15 protein-coding genes are annotated in these 16,985 nt (G+C 35.2%); all 15 read right to left on the reverse strand.

Features of this window, described 5'->3' with window-relative positions:
• Positions 1 to 212 precede the first annotated feature (212 nt).
• The 15 genes from LD272_RS01890 to LD272_RS01960 all read right to left on the reverse strand — a co-directional run bounded on the left by LD272_RS01890 (position 213) and on the right by LD272_RS01960 (position 16,985).
• Positions 213 to 473, reverse strand: coding sequence for a DUF3243 domain-containing protein (locus LD272_RS01890; RefSeq protein WP_226034883.1), 261 nt, complete (start codon positions 471 to 473; stop codon positions 213 to 215).
• Between the two features lie 83 nt (positions 474 to 556).
• A complete protein-coding gene (gene ymfI, locus LD272_RS01895) occupies positions 557 to 1,273 on the reverse strand; it encodes an elongation factor P 5-aminopentanone reductase (protein WP_226034884.1) in 717 nt (238 codons plus the stop codon).
• 4 nt (positions 1,274 to 1,277) lie between these two features.
• Entirely contained in the window at positions 1,278 to 2,567 is a 1,290-nt protein-coding gene (gene yfmH, locus LD272_RS01900; protein ID WP_226034885.1) for an EF-P 5-aminopentanol modification-associated protein YfmH, read from the reverse strand.
• The gene (gene yfmF, locus LD272_RS01905; RefSeq protein WP_226034886.1) at positions 2,554 to 3,846 is read right to left on the reverse strand and encodes an EF-P 5-aminopentanol modification-associated protein YfmF; all 1,293 of its coding nucleotides are present in this window, start codon (positions 3,844 to 3,846) and stop codon (positions 2,554 to 2,556) included. Before yfmF ends, yfmH begins: the two co-directional genes overlap by 14 nt.
• A 261-nt stretch (positions 3,847 to 4,107) precedes the next feature.
• The gene (locus LD272_RS01910; protein WP_226034887.1) at positions 4,108 to 5,067 is read right to left on the reverse strand and encodes an ABC transporter permease; all 960 of its coding nucleotides are present in this window, start codon (positions 5,065 to 5,067) and stop codon (positions 4,108 to 4,110) included.
• Positions 5,068 to 6,114 carry an ABC transporter permease gene (locus tag LD272_RS01915; RefSeq protein ID WP_226034888.1) on the reverse strand — a complete coding sequence of 349 codons (1,047 nt, stop codon included), beginning with the start codon at positions 6,112 to 6,114 and terminating at the stop codon, positions 5,068 to 5,070.
• A complete protein-coding gene (locus LD272_RS01920; RefSeq protein ID WP_226035015.1) occupies positions 6,114 to 7,622 on the reverse strand; it encodes an ABC transporter ATP-binding protein in 1,509 nt (502 codons plus the stop codon). The genes LD272_RS01915 and LD272_RS01920 overlap by 1 nt, the downstream gene beginning before the upstream one ends.
• A 229-nt stretch (positions 7,623 to 7,851) precedes the next feature.
• Entirely contained in the window at positions 7,852 to 9,003 is a 1,152-nt protein-coding gene (locus LD272_RS01925; protein WP_226034889.1) for a BMP family lipoprotein, read from the reverse strand.
• A gap of 447 nt (positions 9,004 to 9,450) precedes the next feature.
• Entirely contained in the window at positions 9,451 to 11,766 is a 2,316-nt protein-coding gene (locus LD272_RS01930) for an FtsK/SpoIIIE family DNA translocase (protein ID WP_226034890.1), read from the reverse strand.
• A 228-nt stretch (positions 11,767 to 11,994) separates the two neighbouring features.
• On the reverse strand, positions 11,995 to 12,198 hold the full coding sequence (locus LD272_RS01935) for a YlzJ-like family protein (protein WP_226034891.1): 204 nt from the start codon (positions 12,196 to 12,198) through the stop codon (positions 11,995 to 11,997).
• A complete protein-coding gene (locus LD272_RS01940) occupies positions 12,195 to 12,923 on the reverse strand; it encodes a ClpP family protease (protein ID WP_226034892.1) in 729 nt (242 codons plus the stop codon). Before LD272_RS01940 ends, LD272_RS01935 begins: the two co-directional genes overlap by 4 nt.
• A gap of 127 nt (positions 12,924 to 13,050) precedes the next feature.
• Complete coding sequence (gene dapA, locus LD272_RS01945; protein ID WP_226035016.1) at positions 13,051 to 13,917, reverse strand: 4-hydroxy-tetrahydrodipicolinate synthase; 867 nt, start codon at positions 13,915 to 13,917, stop codon at positions 13,051 to 13,053.
• Between the two features lie 93 nt (positions 13,918 to 14,010).
• On the reverse strand, positions 14,011 to 15,231 hold the full coding sequence (dapG, locus tag LD272_RS01950) for an aspartate kinase (protein ID WP_226034893.1): 1,221 nt from the start codon (positions 15,229 to 15,231) through the stop codon (positions 14,011 to 14,013).
• A gap of 15 nt (positions 15,232 to 15,246) precedes the next feature.
• Positions 15,247 to 16,293: an aspartate-semialdehyde dehydrogenase gene (gene asd, locus LD272_RS01955; protein WP_226034894.1), complete on the reverse strand. Its 1,047-nt coding sequence runs from the start codon at positions 16,291 to 16,293 to the stop codon at positions 15,247 to 15,249.
• Positions 16,294 to 16,397: 104 nt separating this feature from the next.
• Entirely contained in the window at positions 16,398 to 16,985 is a 588-nt protein-coding gene (locus LD272_RS01960) for a dipicolinate synthase subunit B (protein ID WP_226034895.1), read from the reverse strand.

Below are 16,985 nucleotides of genomic sequence, written 5' to 3' on the forward strand. Positions count from 1 at the left end.
GAACAAATTCAACATTTTTTATTGAATTATTCAAATTTATAATACTGTTTTTTAAAATTTATCCACATATAGCCGGAATAGCCCGACTCAAACTATATGTGGATGACAATCGCTTAATAAATTAATTATAAAATTAATTAGAAATACAATACAAAACCCTTGTTTTTAAGTAAGAAACAAGGGTTTTGTATTAATAATATTAAGGAGTAAACTTATTTACCTGTGCCTTCGTCTTGCACAAGTTTTACCATCATGTTTGCAATTGTGTGTTGCTCATCTTTGTTTGCAACACTCCACAATTCGCGCAACACTGCCTCTTGCTCATTTTTAGCATCTACTTGGTTGGATAGATAACCACCAATATCATAAGCTATTTCAGTAATAGCTTGCTGACTCATTCCTTGACCTTGTGCCTGATGCAAACGATCGCCAAGGAAATCTTTCCATGATTCAAAATTATCGAGAACAGACATTTTATATTCCTCCTTCATTCAACTTACACTAATAGCATTTGAAATTTATAGAACTTTATACATGAATGAAGAAGGGTTTTATCCTACCATGCACCGTTAATATTAATTATTTCCCCTTGAATATAACTTGATTTCTCATCAAGTAAAAAGGATACAGCGTGAGCAACTTCACTAGGTTGACCAGCTCGGTTCATGGGAATTTCATCAATGATTTCTTTTTTTTCTATTTCGCTCAGAAACTGGTTCATTTTTGTTTCAATATATCCTGGGCTTACACCATTTACAGAGATACCTGATGAAGCAAGCTCTTTAGCTAATGCTTTGATGAAACTATTTTGTGCTCCCTTAACTGAAGAATAGACAACCTCGCAGCTTGCTCCTATATCCCCCCATATGGAGGAAATGACAATGATACTTCCTTTATTATTGCGAACCATACCAGGTATTAATTGTTTAGCTATTAACCACGTAGATTTCACATGTAAAGATAGCATTTCATCCATAGAAGCTTCCGAAATATCCTGAAATAAACCATATTCACTTCTACCACTTGCAAATATTAAATGATCAACAGAATAGTGAATATTACTTAAAAAAGAATTAATTCCATTATTAGTAGTCAGATCACCATGAATAACATCAATAACAGACTCTTTTGGTAATTTGTCCAATAATCGTTCGATTTGTTGTCTATTTTGATGATAATGGAGAATAAGCGTATAACCTTCAGATGCGAGTTTTTCTGCAATTGCACCACCAATTTCGCCGCTTGCTCCTGTTATAAGACAATTTCCTCCCATAGGATCACCCTTTTGAAGGAATTACTTGGCAGACAGCAATTCTTTCTTCATCAATCCACTGATGGAGAAAATTGTTGGCCTCTTCAACACTCAGCTTTTCAATTGCCGGTACTACTTCAAATAAGTCAATTCCTAAAAGATTATAATGAACAAATTGTGTAGAGATGAATTCTAAAGAATTCATTGCTCTTAATAAGTGACCAATTTTTTTTCGTTTTATTCTTTCGAATTGTTCCTCATTCAAAGAAAAGTCTTTCAATTTTAATAGCATCCCTTTAATCTCTTCCGCAAGTTGATCAGGCTTTTGCGTATTTCCACCTAGTATAGAAAAACCGAAATTCCTTTCTAAATTTGATTCAAAGCTAAAGCTATTATCAATTAAGTCTTTATCATACAATTCTTGATAAAATTCACCACTTTTTGAGAAAAAGTGATCCAAAAGCATATCGACAAGAAGATCCTTTTTCAAAAATGCTTCTGTACTGTCATCCTTTACGTTCTCTTTAATTCCTACCAAGCATTTAGACACTGAAACCGGCATCTCTATGACATGTTTCTTTTTAGCTACTTCAACCGGCTCATCTGGAAAGCTTCTATCAATATCACTCATAACTGGAAACTCTTTTTTACTTTGATTGTCTTTTATTAATTTCATCATTGATTCGGGTTCGAAATTTCCAGCGACAAATACACTCATATTAGATGGGTGGTAAAAGGTATTGTAACAAGTGTACAAGTCATCCTTTGTAATTTCAGCTATCGAATCAATTGTTCCTGCTATATCAATTTGAACTGGATGATTTTGATATAAACTTTGAATCGTACCAAAAAATGAACGCCAATCTGGTTGGTCATCATACATTGTAATTTCTTGACCAATAATCCCCTTTTCTTTTTCTACGGATTGCTCCGAAAAATAAGGATCTTGAACGAAATCAAGTAAAGTTTGCATATTTTCCTCAATACTACTCGTTGCAGAGAATAGATAGGCTGTTTTTGTGAAAGACGTAAAAGCATTCGCTGATGCGCCTCGCTTGGTAAAATCTTGGAACACGTCTCGATCTTCTTTTTCAAATAGTTTATGCTCGAGAAAATGAGCAATCCCGTCAGGTACAGTAATAGGTTCTTCCTGTCCTATCGGAACAAATGTCTGATCAATTGAACCATAATCAGTAGAAAAAATACCGAATGTTTTAGCCATTTCTTTTTTTGGTAAAAGAAATACACTCAATCCATTGTCCAATTTCTCGGAGTACACAACTTCTTTTAATTGTTCATAGTTAGTTTTTTTCATTTTCATTTCCTCCTTTATTAGTTAGAAAATAGACAGTATCTAACTCTATTTTTTCTCCTATTTTAAGAAGGTCGTCTTTTTTTACTTGTTTTATTTTTTCAATCATTTGGTCTGGTTTTATTTGAGTATCTGCTAGAATTTGATGGTATAGTAACTCGATTAATCCCTGTGGGTGGTCCATTGTTTCTAGCATTTGATTAACAACCATATTTTTTATTTCCTCTACTTGCTCCTCAGTAAAGTCACCTTGTTTCATTAACTCCATTTGCTCAAGGATAATATCTTTGGCTTTGTGATAATCATTAGGATCAATTCCACTAAATACAAATAATAATCCTTTATGGCTTTCAATGCGTGAGGCAGCGTAATATGCAAGACTGTGTTTTTCCCTAACATTCATAAAAAGTTTAGAACTCGGAAACCCACCGAACATTCCATTAAATACTTGCAAAGCAAAATACTCTGGGTCTTTGAAGAGAATGTTAGTACGGTATCCTAAATGCAATTTAGCTTGCTGAACAACTTGTTCATCTTTAACCTCTTTTATCTTCGCAATTTTCTTTGTTTTAATCTGTTGTGGAACTTTATTTACTGATTGCTCACGAGAGAATTTCGATTGTGCTAGCTTATTTATACTTTTCCCTTCAATATCACCTAGAACATAAATATCCATTTGATCATTAACTAACAGACTTTGGTAGTACTCAAAAAGGTTGGCTGCAGTAATCGAATCCAAGTCTTCAGGATAACCATGAACATGAAGGTGATATGGTTCGTCGTTACACATTTCATCGATAAGGCGCATATTAGCATAGCTCATTTTATCATCAACGATTGATTCCATCTTCTGCTTCAATGTTTGCTTTTCTCTTGCAACTATTTTTGAATCAAACTGGTCATTTTCCGTTTTAGGATGGAAAATAATCTCATTCATCAAATTCATTGCCTGCTCAATAATGTCATCATTTGATGATAAGTATTTTTCATTCGCTATTTCCATACGAACAGTCATAATATGACTTTCGCCTTTTTTCCCACCGTCAATACTTAGAACTGCTCCATATAAATCATCTAAAGCTGTCCGTAACTCTCTAGCATTAGTGTGAGTCTTTGTCCCTTGTTGTAAAACATAATTCAGTAGTGCTCTCTTTGTAATTGTTTCTTTTTCTAAGGGTGTTTTGAACTTCACAACTATATTTATTGTTTTGTACTTCTTGCTTTGAATAAGGTGTAAATTATACCCATTCTCTTTATACAATTTTTCTTCTATCGCCTGCATCAAAGATCCTCCCTAAACTAAGTATATGTATAGCATTTCAAAATCTAAGCATATCTATCCTTTTTTCATCTCCTAAATGTAATTGTAACGAAAAAGAAACCAGGTAACAATTACCAGGTTTCTTTTTTCGTATTTTTTTTAGAGAATCGATTAACCGTTGCTATATCCATCACTTAGAACTTAGATGGTTCAAAGAGATTTAAGTGATAATAGCGAACAGACTAAAGCTAACTAAATGACTCAGAAGCCGTCTGAAAGGTTTTATCTAGTTCCTTTTATATAAGGTTGATTATTAGCTTTTGGTGCTTCGGATCTACCAATAAATCCTGCTAAAGCAAGAATAGTTAACACATACGGTGCAATTGTTAGATAGACCTTTGGTATGTCTTCTAGAAGTGGTACTCCAGAACTTATTACACTTAAACTTTGAGCAAAGCCAAAGAATAATGCAGCTCCCATCGCTCCAAGTGGATGCCATTTACCGAAGATTACAGCAGCAAGTGACATAAATCCTTGACCAACGATTGTTGATTGAGAGAAGTTCAAAGCGATTGTTAAAGCGAACACTGAACCACCAATACCACCAAGTGCACCTGAAATCATAACTGCAACATATCGCATTGCATATACATTTATACCATTAGTATCAGCAGCCATTGGATGTTGGCCAACTGATGTTAGACGCATTCCAAAAGAAGTTTTATACAAAATAAACCATGCAATTATTGCAAATATTATAGCGATGTATGAAGTTAGGTAAACACCTTCAAAAAATATTGACCCTAATATAGGAATATCTGAAAGTAAAGGTATGTTTTGAGAATAAAACGGTTGGCTAACCATATCTGTTTGCCCTTTGCCATACCATTGCTTAGTTAAAAAGACTCCAAGACCTAATGCAAGAAAGTTAATTGCTACACCACTCACAACCTGGTCTGCACGGAATGAAACAGATGCTACAGCGTGAAGCAATGAAAAAACTGCAGACACAACCATTGCAACTAAAACAGATATCCAGGGAGTAGCAGCTCCAAACGTATCAGCAAAGGTTAGATTAAATACGATACCAACAAAGGCACCCATTACCATTAAACCTTCTAATCCAATATTAACTACGCCCGATCGTTCACTAAACACACCACCAAGAGCAGTAAATATTAGAGGGGCTGAATAAAATAAAGCTATAGGTACGATAGATTGCAAGATATCAAGAAAGCTCATTTATTTCCCCTCCTTTTTAAGACGTAATAACATCCAACGAATAACGAAACTAGAAGCAACAAAGAAAATAATTAAGGCAATTACAATTTCAACCAACTCTGAAGGAACTCCGGCACCAGTAGGCATATTCAAAGCCCCAATTTTAAGAGTACCAAATAAGAATGCAGCTATTACTACTCCTAAAGCGGTATTCCCTCCTAACAAGGCTACTGCGATTCCATCAAATCCAATATTGGTGAATCCAGAATGGGCTGGCATATAACCAAACGTACCTAAACCTTCCATTGCTCCGCCAAGTCCTGCAATACCGCCGGAAATCACCATTGCGAATATGATATTTTTCCCAACATTCATCCCCGCATAGCGCGATGCGTGTTGGTTATAACCAACAGATCTTATTTCATATCCTAGGGTAGTTTTGTCAATTAAAAACCATATAAGGACAGCGACCAATAGTGCGAGCAATATACCATAATGCATCCTGGAATAAGCAGTTAATTGCATAATCCAATCGGCAGACAGCGAGGCAGATTCAGATATTTTATCCGTAGTATCCTCTCTATCTGTTAATACACTTCTAATTATTGCATTCGTACTATAAAGTGCTATATAATTCAACATAATTGTTACGATAACTTCATGTACACCTAGTTTTGCTTTTAATATTCCAGGGATAAATCCCCAAAACGCTCCAGCTAAGAATGCTGCTAGAATAGCTAAAGGTAAATGAATGAACATTGGCGCATCTACTGTTGTACCTATCCATACAGCAGCTAACCAGCCAACAAGTACTTGACCTTCAGCTCCGATATTAAATAGTCCACTCCTAAATGCAAATGCAACTGCAAGACCAGTAAAGATATATGGAGTAACTTGTCTAATCGTTTCTCCAAAGAAATACCAATCACCAAATGCACCATTCCATAATGCTATATAACCTGATATAGGATTATACCCAAAAGAGAGCATAATGATTGCACCTGCTAATAAACCTAACAGTACTGAAATAACTGGAACCAATATGTTAAACATTCGATTGGTAAACATTACTGCTCACCTACTTTCTCTTTTTTACTACCAGCCATTAATAGACCTAATTCTCGTTCATTTGTTTCAGTAGGTTTTAAATTGGCAACAATTTGACCATCGAACATAACAGCGATTCGATCGCTAACATTCATTATTTCATCTAGTTCAAAAGATATAAGCAAAACAGCTCTTCCTTTGTCACGTTCCTCTATTAACTTTTGATGAATAAATTCAATTGCTCCGACATCTAAGCCTCGAGTTGGTTGCGCGGCAATTAATAAGTCAGGTGACCTATCGACTTCCCGGCCGATAATTGCCTTTTGCTGATTACCGCCAGAAAGTGAGCGTGCGTGTGTAAATTCGCTAGCTACGCGGACATCGTATTCGTTTATTAATTCGTTTGCTTTTTGATAAATGTTCTTATAAGAAAGTATCCCATTTTTAGAATATGGCTGCTTATAATAAGTCTGCAGAACCATATTTTCCCCAATAGGAAAATCGAGCACTAGTCCAAATTTATGTCGATCTTGAGGTATATGAGAAACACCAGATTCAGTAACTTTACGTGGAGAGAAATTAGTTATATCTTTATCATTTAATAACACAGAACCTGATTCAGTTTTAGTCAATCCTGTTATTGCTTCTATTAGTTCGGACTGACCGTTACCATCAACACCTGCAATCCCTACAATTTCTCCAGCTTTAACGTCAAGGTTTAATCCTTTAACCATCTCTATATTTCTATTATCTTTAACTCTAAGATCTGTAATTGATAATACTTTTTCTTTCGGATTAGCTTCTGATTTTTCAGTTGTAAAATTTATTTCTCTGCCAACCATTAGTTCAGCTAGTTGATCCGTAGATGTCTCTGAAACGTTAACGGTTCCAATTCCCTCACCTTTACGGATAACGGTGCAACGATCACAAACTTCCATAATCTCTTTTAGTTTATGAGTGATAAGAATAATTGAAATTCCCTCTTTAATTAAAGACTTTAAAATCTCGACTAATTCCTTTATTTCTTGAGGTGTTAATACTGCAGTTGGCTCATCTAAAATAAGCACCTCTGCGCCACGGTACAGCGTTTTCAATATCTCTACTCGCTGTTGCATTCCAACAGAAATATCCCTTATTTTGGCAGATGGATCTACCTTTAAACCATATCGCTCTGATAGTTCAGCAACTTTTTTTTCTGCTTTTTTTATATCTATCATGCCATATTTTTTAGGTTCTTTACCAAGAATAATGTTTTGTGTAACTGTAAAAGTATCTACTAACATAAAGTGCTGATGGACCATACCAATACCAAGATCATTCGCAACGTTTGGGTCAGTAATATTTACTTTTTTACCATTAACACGAATTTCACCTTTTTCTGGCTGGTATAAACCAAATAATACATTCATTAAAGTAGATTTCCCTGCACCATTTTCACCTAGTAATGCGTGAATTTCACCCTGTTTCACCTGTAAAGTAATATTATTATTTGCTACAATACCTGGAAACTCTTTGCGGATATTAAGCATTTCAATTACAGAATCCTCCAAATTCCCCAACTCCTTATCTGGACAATAAATTTTTCATTTTTTTATGACGTTCAGTAATTACTACTGAAAATCGCCAAATGAAAAGGGAGGAAATACGTCTCTTCATTTGAAGATTTTTTATCCTTAAGACATTATTAAATATTAAAAACTATTCTTAAAACTAATTAAGGGAAAAGGCTAGTTTAACCTAGCCTTTCCAAGTAGTTAATTAAAGTGAATCTTGATAAGATTCAAGTTCCTCATCGGTAGATGGAACTTCAATTTCACCATCAAGAATTTTTTGCTTCCATTCTTCAACTGCAGTATCGATATCAGCTGTATAAGCTTCTTCGTTTGTTTTAGCTACAGCAATACCATTATCTTCTAAACCAAATTCAAGAATCTCTCCACCTGGGAATTCACCGTCCATAGCAGACTTTGCTACTTCTTGAACTGCAATATCAACACGTTTTACCATTGAAGTAAGAGTTACGTTTGTATCACCAATTGTTCCTTCTTCATACTGATCACGGTCAACACCAATTACCCAAGCGTTAGCATCTGAATCACTATTTTTAATGTCTTTAGCTTGTGCAAACACACCATTACCAGTTGCTCCAGAAGCATGGTAAATAACATCAACACCACTGTTATACATATTAGCAGCGATTGCCTTACCTTTATCAGGTGCACCAAAAGAATCGGCATATTGAACATCTACGTCAATACTAGAATCTACTGATTTCACACCTGCAACAAATCCTACTTCAAATTTCTTAATTAATTCACTTTCTTCTCCACCAACAAAACCAACTTTGCCAGACTCAGATTTAAGAGCAGCAGCTACACCTACAAGGAATGACCCCTGTTGTTCTTTAAATGTAATATTTACTACATTGTCTCCTTCAGCTACTGCATCAACTAGAGCAAAGTTTGTATCAGGATTTTGACCTGCAACTTCTGTTATTGCATCCGTTAACATAAAACCAATACCAAATACTAAATCATACCCACCACGAACTAGACGGTTAATGTTAGGCATATAATCGGAATCACTTGATGACTGTGCATAATCATATCCCTCACCTTTGGACATACCATGTTCATTACCAAAAGCTTCTAAACCTTCCCATGCGGATTGGTTAAATGACTTATCATCAACACCACCAATATCAGTAACCATTGATACACTAAAGTCTGTTGCTTCTGACTCTTCAGTTGCATCTTCATCAGTGCCTTCAGCGCTTTCTGTTTCTTCTGTGCTTGTTGTATCTTCTGTGTTATTAGCTGTATCCTCTTCATCAGAAGCTCCACATGCTCCTAAAATTAAACCAAATGCTAAAAGTAAAGATAATAATAGTAATAAACGACTCTTTTTCAACGATAAAACCCCCATTATATAATTTTAACTCATGTCTTACTTTTTTTGTTGCTGGTGTGAAGAGTGATCACCCCCTGTAAGTTAATGGATAGAAATTATATATGCATAGTTTCTACATTTATTAATCAAAACATAGAAACTAAAGACACCAATTTTTTAACACTAGTGATTACTTATGAATAAAAATCAGAGTATAACTCGCTAAAACTTATCAAAAAAACAAGTATGTAACTATATTGAAATGGATGCGCTATCAAGAGGTATGACATCTAACCTTGTCCGACATTAATATAACACTTTTACACCTATAAATAAATAGAAATATTAAAGAAATATGATAAACCTTTAATAATTGTAACATTTTGTCATAAATATGTATTATTACAGTAAAAATTTCCCAACTATAAAATAATAATCGGGAAATTCTTAAACAACTTTCCCTTTTAATTAAGAAAGTTTTTCTTCGGTAGTTTGAGTTATTAAAACGGTACGGGGTTTACTCCCCTCGTAAGGACCAACAATTCCTCTGGCTTCCATTGCATCAATTAATCTTGCTGCCCTAGTATAACCAATTCGAAATCTTCTTTGTAACATTGACACACTAGCACTTTGTATTTCGACGATTAATTGGACAGCATCATCGAATAATTCATCATCAACATCATTTTTAATTTCTGTTTCTTCCTCCGGTATCATTTCCTCTTGGTACTGAGCTTTTTGCTGTTCAATACAATGATCTACTATTCGCTCCACCTCTTCATCGGACAAAAACGCTCCTTGAATTCGGGTTGGTTTAGATGATCCAACTGGGATAAATAGCATGTCACCTCGACCTAACAGCTTTTCAGCCCCACCAGAGTCCAGTATAGTCCGTGAATCAGTTTGCGATGAAACACTAAAAGCAATACGAGATGGTATGTTAGCTTTAATAACACCAGTAATTACATCAACAGACGGACGTTGTGTTGCAATAATTAAATGAATTCCTGCTGCTCTCGCCATTTGAGCTAATCTAGTAATTGCGTCTTCGACATCACTAGAAGCAACCATCATCAGATCTGCTAGTTCGTCAACCAAAACAACAATATATGGTAATAACGGCTCGTTTTCGTTTTCAGCTGAATTATATTTTTTTATATATTCGTTGTACCCCTCGATGTTTCTAGCACCAGTATCAGAAAAGAGTTCATAACGACGTTCCATTTCGGAAACAACTTTCTTTAATGCTCTAGACGCCTTTTTAGGATCAGTTACTACCGGTGTTAGTAAATGCGGGATACCATTGTAAATGTTTAGTTCTACTTTTTTAGGATCGATCATCATCATTTTCACTTCATGAGGTTTCGCCCTCATCAAAATACTAGTAATAATTCCATTTATACAAACACTTTTACCACTACCCGTTGCCCCTGCTACTAGTAAATGAGGCATTCGGTTTAACTCTGCCATAACAGCTTCTCCTGAAATATCTCTTCCTAAAACGAATGATAGCTTAGAGCCTTGCTTTGCTTGCTTTGTTTCTAATACCTCTCTGAGTGAAACAGTCGCAACTTCCTGATTTGGAACTTCGATACCTACAGCAGATTTCCCCGGGATAGGAGCTTCAATACGAATATCTTTGGCAGCTAGAGCTAATGCAAGATCATCATGTAAACTTACAATTTTACTCACTTTAACCCCAACATCTGGATAGACTTCATATTTTGTTACAGCTGGACCAACGTGAACCTTGGTGACTTTTGCCTTTACTCCAAAACTATTAAACGTTCTTTCTAACTTTCTAACGATTGCTTGAATTTGTGACTTTTCTTGTTGCTGTGTATTTGGCTTTGGTTCAATTAACAGTTCCATTGGTGGCAGTTTATATTCGAAATTCTCTGTCTCAGTCATCGGTAGAGACTCAGCTATCTCCTCATCTTTAGAAATAACCTTATCTTGATCTTGTTTTTGTTTGTCTTGTTTAAGTTGATGTTGATCATCTTCTTCTGTTGTATTTTCTGTTGAATATGCAATATCAGGAAATTCCTGAATAATAGGTTCATTGTTAGATTCATCATTTGCTTGCTGCGTTTCTGGTTCATTCATTACATCTGATGTTAATCCTTCTTTTTTCTCTTGTTTTTTAATATCTTTTCTTTCTTGCCATTGGTTTAATTGTTCTTCTGTAAAAAAATGGATTTTTTTCCATACCTTTTCGATAAAATCACCGATTGAGAACTCAGTTAAAAATAACCCCCCAATAATAATCGAGAATATCGATACTATATGAGCACCTGCTGATGAAAACAAATAATAGCAAAATGCAAATAAAAGAGCACCAACCATGCCGCCGCCTAGATTAGTAGACGGAACAGTTCCATTTACGTAGTCAAAAAAGAAACTTGCTGATGTCTTTATTATAGATGGATTCAGTGAATTAGTTATAATACTTTCAAAGGATTGAATATGAGTAAATAATAAAATACCTAAAAAGATTAAATATAAACCTATTAATTTTTTATGTAGCAAGAAAGGTATTTTTCGCTTTATCATAAGGTATAAACCGATTCCTAACAAGAATAATGAAGCAATGAAGTACCATATTCCAAAGGTAAACCTAAAAATGTTTTCTAGACCTGCTGGTATTGCCCCATCACTTATTGCACTAGCACCACTACCAAAGACAGCTAGAAAAATAAACAATATGCCAAACAACTCATATTTCACCTGTTTTTTAAGCTGATTCTGCTTTTTTTTACTTTTTCTTTTTCTTTTTTTTGCCATATTATCACCTCTGTTATTTATCAGAAGATGTACCATACCCTTCTAAGTTAAGGGTTATAACAACTTAATCCAACTAAACAAAATAAGTTACTTATTGATTAGAGAAACCCTTGTCAGTAATTGACAAGGGTTAAATATATTAGCTTTGTTGGCAAAACTAACCACTCTACTTATTTTATTATACCATACAGATTTACGATTATTAACTATTCATCGATTATATTTATTTTAAATTATTTCACCAGGGGTAAATGAGTTGTCTAGATAATCGTTGGGATCTGTAGAAAGTAACTGCAAAATCCGGAATGATCCATCATCTTGTTTTTCAACTTGTACCATTCTCCCTTGATAGTTTACCGTCTGGCACTTGTCATAATCTTTTTGTTCGGTAGGATAGATATCTGATTCCGATAAAGGTGTGTATAAAATCATTGAATCATCTTCCCTTCTTGTTTGTTATTATCAATGAGCTCATTCAATTTCTTAATTGCTTCTTTAACTCCACCTACTCCATCGATTAACCCATATTTAACGGCATCTGTACCAATTACGTTCGTTCCTATGTCTCTTGTTAAATTACCTTTTTCGAACATTAACTCTTTAAATTTTTTTTCCTCAATGTTTGAATGGCTAGTAACAAATTGGATAACTCTTTCTTGCATCTTATCTAAATACTCAAATGTCTGCGGAACGCCGATTACTAATCCCGTCAAACGAATAGGATGAATAGTCATCGTCGCTGAAGGAGCAATATAGGAATAACTAGCAGATACTGCTATGGGAACTCCAATCGAGTGTCCTCCTCCAAGCACAATCGAGACTGTAGGTTTAGATAAAGAAGCTAGCATTTCTGAGAGTGCTAACCCTGCTTCTACATCTCCGCCAACAGTATTAAGTATAATTATTAATCCCTCTATTTTCGGATTTTGTTCTACTGCTACAATTTGAGGAATTAAATGCTCATATTTGGTTGTTTTATTCTGCGGTGGTAATTGTACATGCCCCTCCACCTGGCCAATAATTGATAAAACATGGATATTTGAGTCAGGTGCAGTTGGAACTGAAGATTGTCCTAACTGTTGTATTTTTTGAACTAACGATGATTGGGTTTTTTGATCATCATTCTGATCTTGTTTACCCGGATCCTTATCTGCCATCAAAAAACGCTCCTTTCTTTCATAGCTTTAGTATGAACAGTTGAAATACGTTACATACAAGGAAAAAGAAAAGAGTCTATTGTATTATTAATAAAGGCGATTACTCCCTTGGAGTAATCGCCTTTTATTAGTTTATGAGCATTTTTAGTTGATTGCTTTCATTAGCTGAAAGAGGAACGAGTGGTAAACGAACACCACCAACATCTATCCCTTTTATTTCTAATGCGAACTTAACAGGGGTTGGAGATGGAGCCATAAATAACCCCTTCATAATAGGTAACAACTGCCGATGGATTTTTGCAGCCTTTATCACATTACCCTCATCGAAGGCTTGAACCATCTCTTGCATTTCATTACCTATTACGTGGGAAGCGACTGAAACTATACCATTGCCACCTATTGACTTTATTGGTAATGTCAGACTGTCATCACCACTATAAACAGTAAAATCATCACTAGTATTGTCAATTATTCGTGAAATCGAATCAAGATCACCACTTGATTCTTTTACGGAAACAATATTAGTTATTTTTGACAATTCAACAACCGTATCCGCAGAAATTTGTACAACAGTTCTTCCTGGTATGTTATATAACATTACAGGAAGATTTGTTTCTTGTGCTATCGTGGAAAAATGTGCATACAAACCCTGTTGACTTGGCTTATTATAATAGGGTGTAACAAGTAAAATAGCATCCACACCTATTTCTTCAGCTTTTTTTGTCAAGGTTATAGTAGCAGCAGTGTTATTTGTACCAGTTCCAGCTATTACTGGTACACGTTTGTTAACAACCTTAACAACATGTTCAAACAATTTTATCTTTTCTTCATTACTAAGAGTCGGAGATTCACCTGTTGTTCCGGCAACGACTAATCCGTCAGTCCCATTATCAAGAAGATAATTGACCAATTCGGTTGTTTTCACTAAATCTAAATTATTTTTATCATCGAATGGAGTGACCATTGCTGTAAGTACTTTTCCGAAATTCATGATACTCCTATTCTCCTTTCGTCTTCGACTACTAACAACTAAAGATGAGTATTCCAGTAATTAAAATTAACACTACAATCTACATGTCGCAGTTTGTTAGTCCTTAAGATTTAGCTCAAATGTTTCATGGAGCGCATTCACTGCTGTTACCAGATCATCATGGTAAATGAGTACCCATATTGTTGTGTGACTGTCGGCAGATTGAAGAATTTGTATTCCTGCACCCGTCAAAGCTTGAACAATTTTAGCTGTAACACCTGGAACACCTGTCATACCTGCTCCAACTAAAGAGACTTTAGCGCAGTTTTTAGTTATTTCTGGATGGTAACCTAATTCTTTTAATAAATCTATTGCTTTATCAGTGAATATCTCCGGAATTGTGTAAACAACACCCGTAGGAGAAATATTAATAAAGTCCACAGATATACCTGCTTCAGCCATAACTTTGAACACTTGGGAATGCAGTTGATATGGTTCGGTATCTGTATTAACTTTTATCTGTGTTATTTCAGACATATGAGCAATTCCTGTTACTAATCGATCAGGTATGTCTTTACCTTTAACTGAATCTCTAGAGGTAGTAACTAAAGTTCCCTTATCTTTTGATGCAGTCGATCTTACTCTTATTGGTACCTTTGCCTGCATGGCAATTTCAACTGCTCTAGGATGAATAACTTTGGCCCCTTGGTAAGCTAGATTACAAATTTCTGTGTAGGTAACTACGTTTAACATTCTTGCTGATTGGACTACCCTAGGATCAGCAGTCATAATTCCTTCAACATCAGTAAAAATATCAATGTACTCAGCATCTAGCGCTGCACCAAGCGATGCCGCTGAAGTATCGCTTCCACCTCTACCAATAGTTGTAATCTCACCACTGTCTGTTTGCCCTTGGAAGCCTGCGACTACAACTACATCACATCTTCTAAGTTCTTCAACAACTCGATCAACATGCATTTCTTTTATTTTTGCAGATGTAAAATCGTCATTGGTTAGAAAACCTGCTTGAGCACCAGTCATTGCAATCGATGAAATATTGTTTGCTTTTAATTCATTAGAAAATACAACAGAAGATATTGTTTCTCCACATGATAGCAGTAAATCTTGTTCTCTTTTACTTACATTTGTGTTCGGAAAATCGATTAAACCTAATAAAGAGTCAGTAGCATATGGATCAGGATGTCTTCCTATGGCTGACACGACAACAACTACTTTATATCCTTCACCAATCGCATCGGTTATATGCTCTATAGCACTCTGTCTAGATTCTTTGTCACTAACAGAGGTGCCACCAAATTTTTGTATTAGAATTTTCATTTATACACCTCTAAATTATACCAAGTTTTTTTTGACTAGTGATTCAGCAATCTGAACAGAATTCCATGCTGCACCTTTAAGTAAGTTATCTGAAACTACCCATAAATGAAAACCTTTGGGGTTATCAAGGTCTTTTCTCACTCTACCAACAAAAACTTCACTTTTTCCGGCAGCACTGAGAGGTGTTGGATAAGATTGGTTGGACGGATCGTCTTCCAATATAATTCCTTCAGCATTCGAAAGTATTTTTTGAATATCAGATACTTGTAAGTTTTCATCTTCCACTTCCACATAAATGCTCTCTGCATGAGAAGTGAAAAAAGGTAGCCTTACACATGTTGCAGCAACATGGAGTTCCTTTGTATGCAATATTTTTTTTGTTTCGTTAATCATTTTCATTTCTTCAAAGGTATAACCATTTTCTTGAAAAACATCAATTTGAGGTAATGCATTGAATGCAATTGGATAGTGTTTTTTCTCACCTTTAACAGGCAGAAGTTCTGGTTTTAACTCTTCACCATTAAGAAATGCTTGTGATTGTTCTCTTAATTCATCTGCAGCTGAATTTCCTGCTCCAGAAACCGCTTGATAAGTTGATACAATTACACGAGATATTCCAAATGCGGCTTGAATTGGTTTTAAAGCAGCCACCATTTGAATAGTAGAACAATTTGGGTTTGCGATAATACCATTATGTGTAGCTATATCTTCTTCGTTCACCTCTGGAACAACCAAAGGAACGTTCTCATCCATACGAAAAGCACTAGTGTTATCTATAACAATTGCCCCTCTAGTAACTGCTTCATGCGCAAGACTCTTTGAAACAGAACCACCTGCAGAAAATAATGCAATTTGGACACCTGCAAAACTCTCAGGTGTTGCTTCTTCTACAACAAGCTCTTCACCTTTATAATTAATTTTTTTTCCAGCCGAACGACTAGATGATAATAATTTTAAGTTTTTAATAGGAAAATTCTTTTTCTCTAATGTTTCCAACATTTTTTGTCCTACTGCACCTGTTGCACCAACTACTGCTACATTGTATCCTTGTTCATTTACCATAAAAATATGTCTCCTCTCTTATTTCACTAACATAAAAAACGTTAATAAAATTAATTTTAACATATTCTCGACGTATCAGGTACAGTAAGGACCATTTCGCTTATTTATTTTCTTTCAATAATAACTGGTTGAATTTGTGTGAATTCTAACGCATGCTCTATGGTTTCTTGGATTAAAGTCATATCTGAAACAAGAGAATTAGGTTTTTTAAACGGAGCATCTTGACCATAAGGTACAAAATACATTAACTTGGTTGACATTAGTCGCATCAGGTTGACTCCATTTAATCCAAGTGCATCATTTGTAGATATCGCTAAAACAACTGGTTTTCCATTTCTAATCGTAGCTTTGGTTGCCATCAGTACAGGACTATCAGAAATAGCATTCGCTAATCGACTCATAGAATTACCTGTAAGTGGAGCTAGCACCATACAGTCTAACGGTTCAATAGGTCCTAGAGGTTCTGCATCAACAATCGTTTTTATTGGCTCTCTTCCTGTTATGCTCCTGATTCTGTCCATGTGATCATCAGCTTTCCCAAACTTAGTGTCCGTTGTTTGAACAGTATAAGATACCACGGGTACAACTTCTGCTCCTGCATCAACTAATTTTTGTATTTCTGGAAAAACGGCTTCATACGTACAATGAGATCCTGTAATTCCAAACCCTATTTTTTTCCCTTTTAAGGACAT

The organism is Aquibacillus saliphilus, from assembly GCF_020404745.1.
GTDB classification, from domain to species: Bacteria; Bacillota; Bacilli; order Bacillales; family Amphibacillaceae; genus Aquibacillus; species Aquibacillus saliphilus.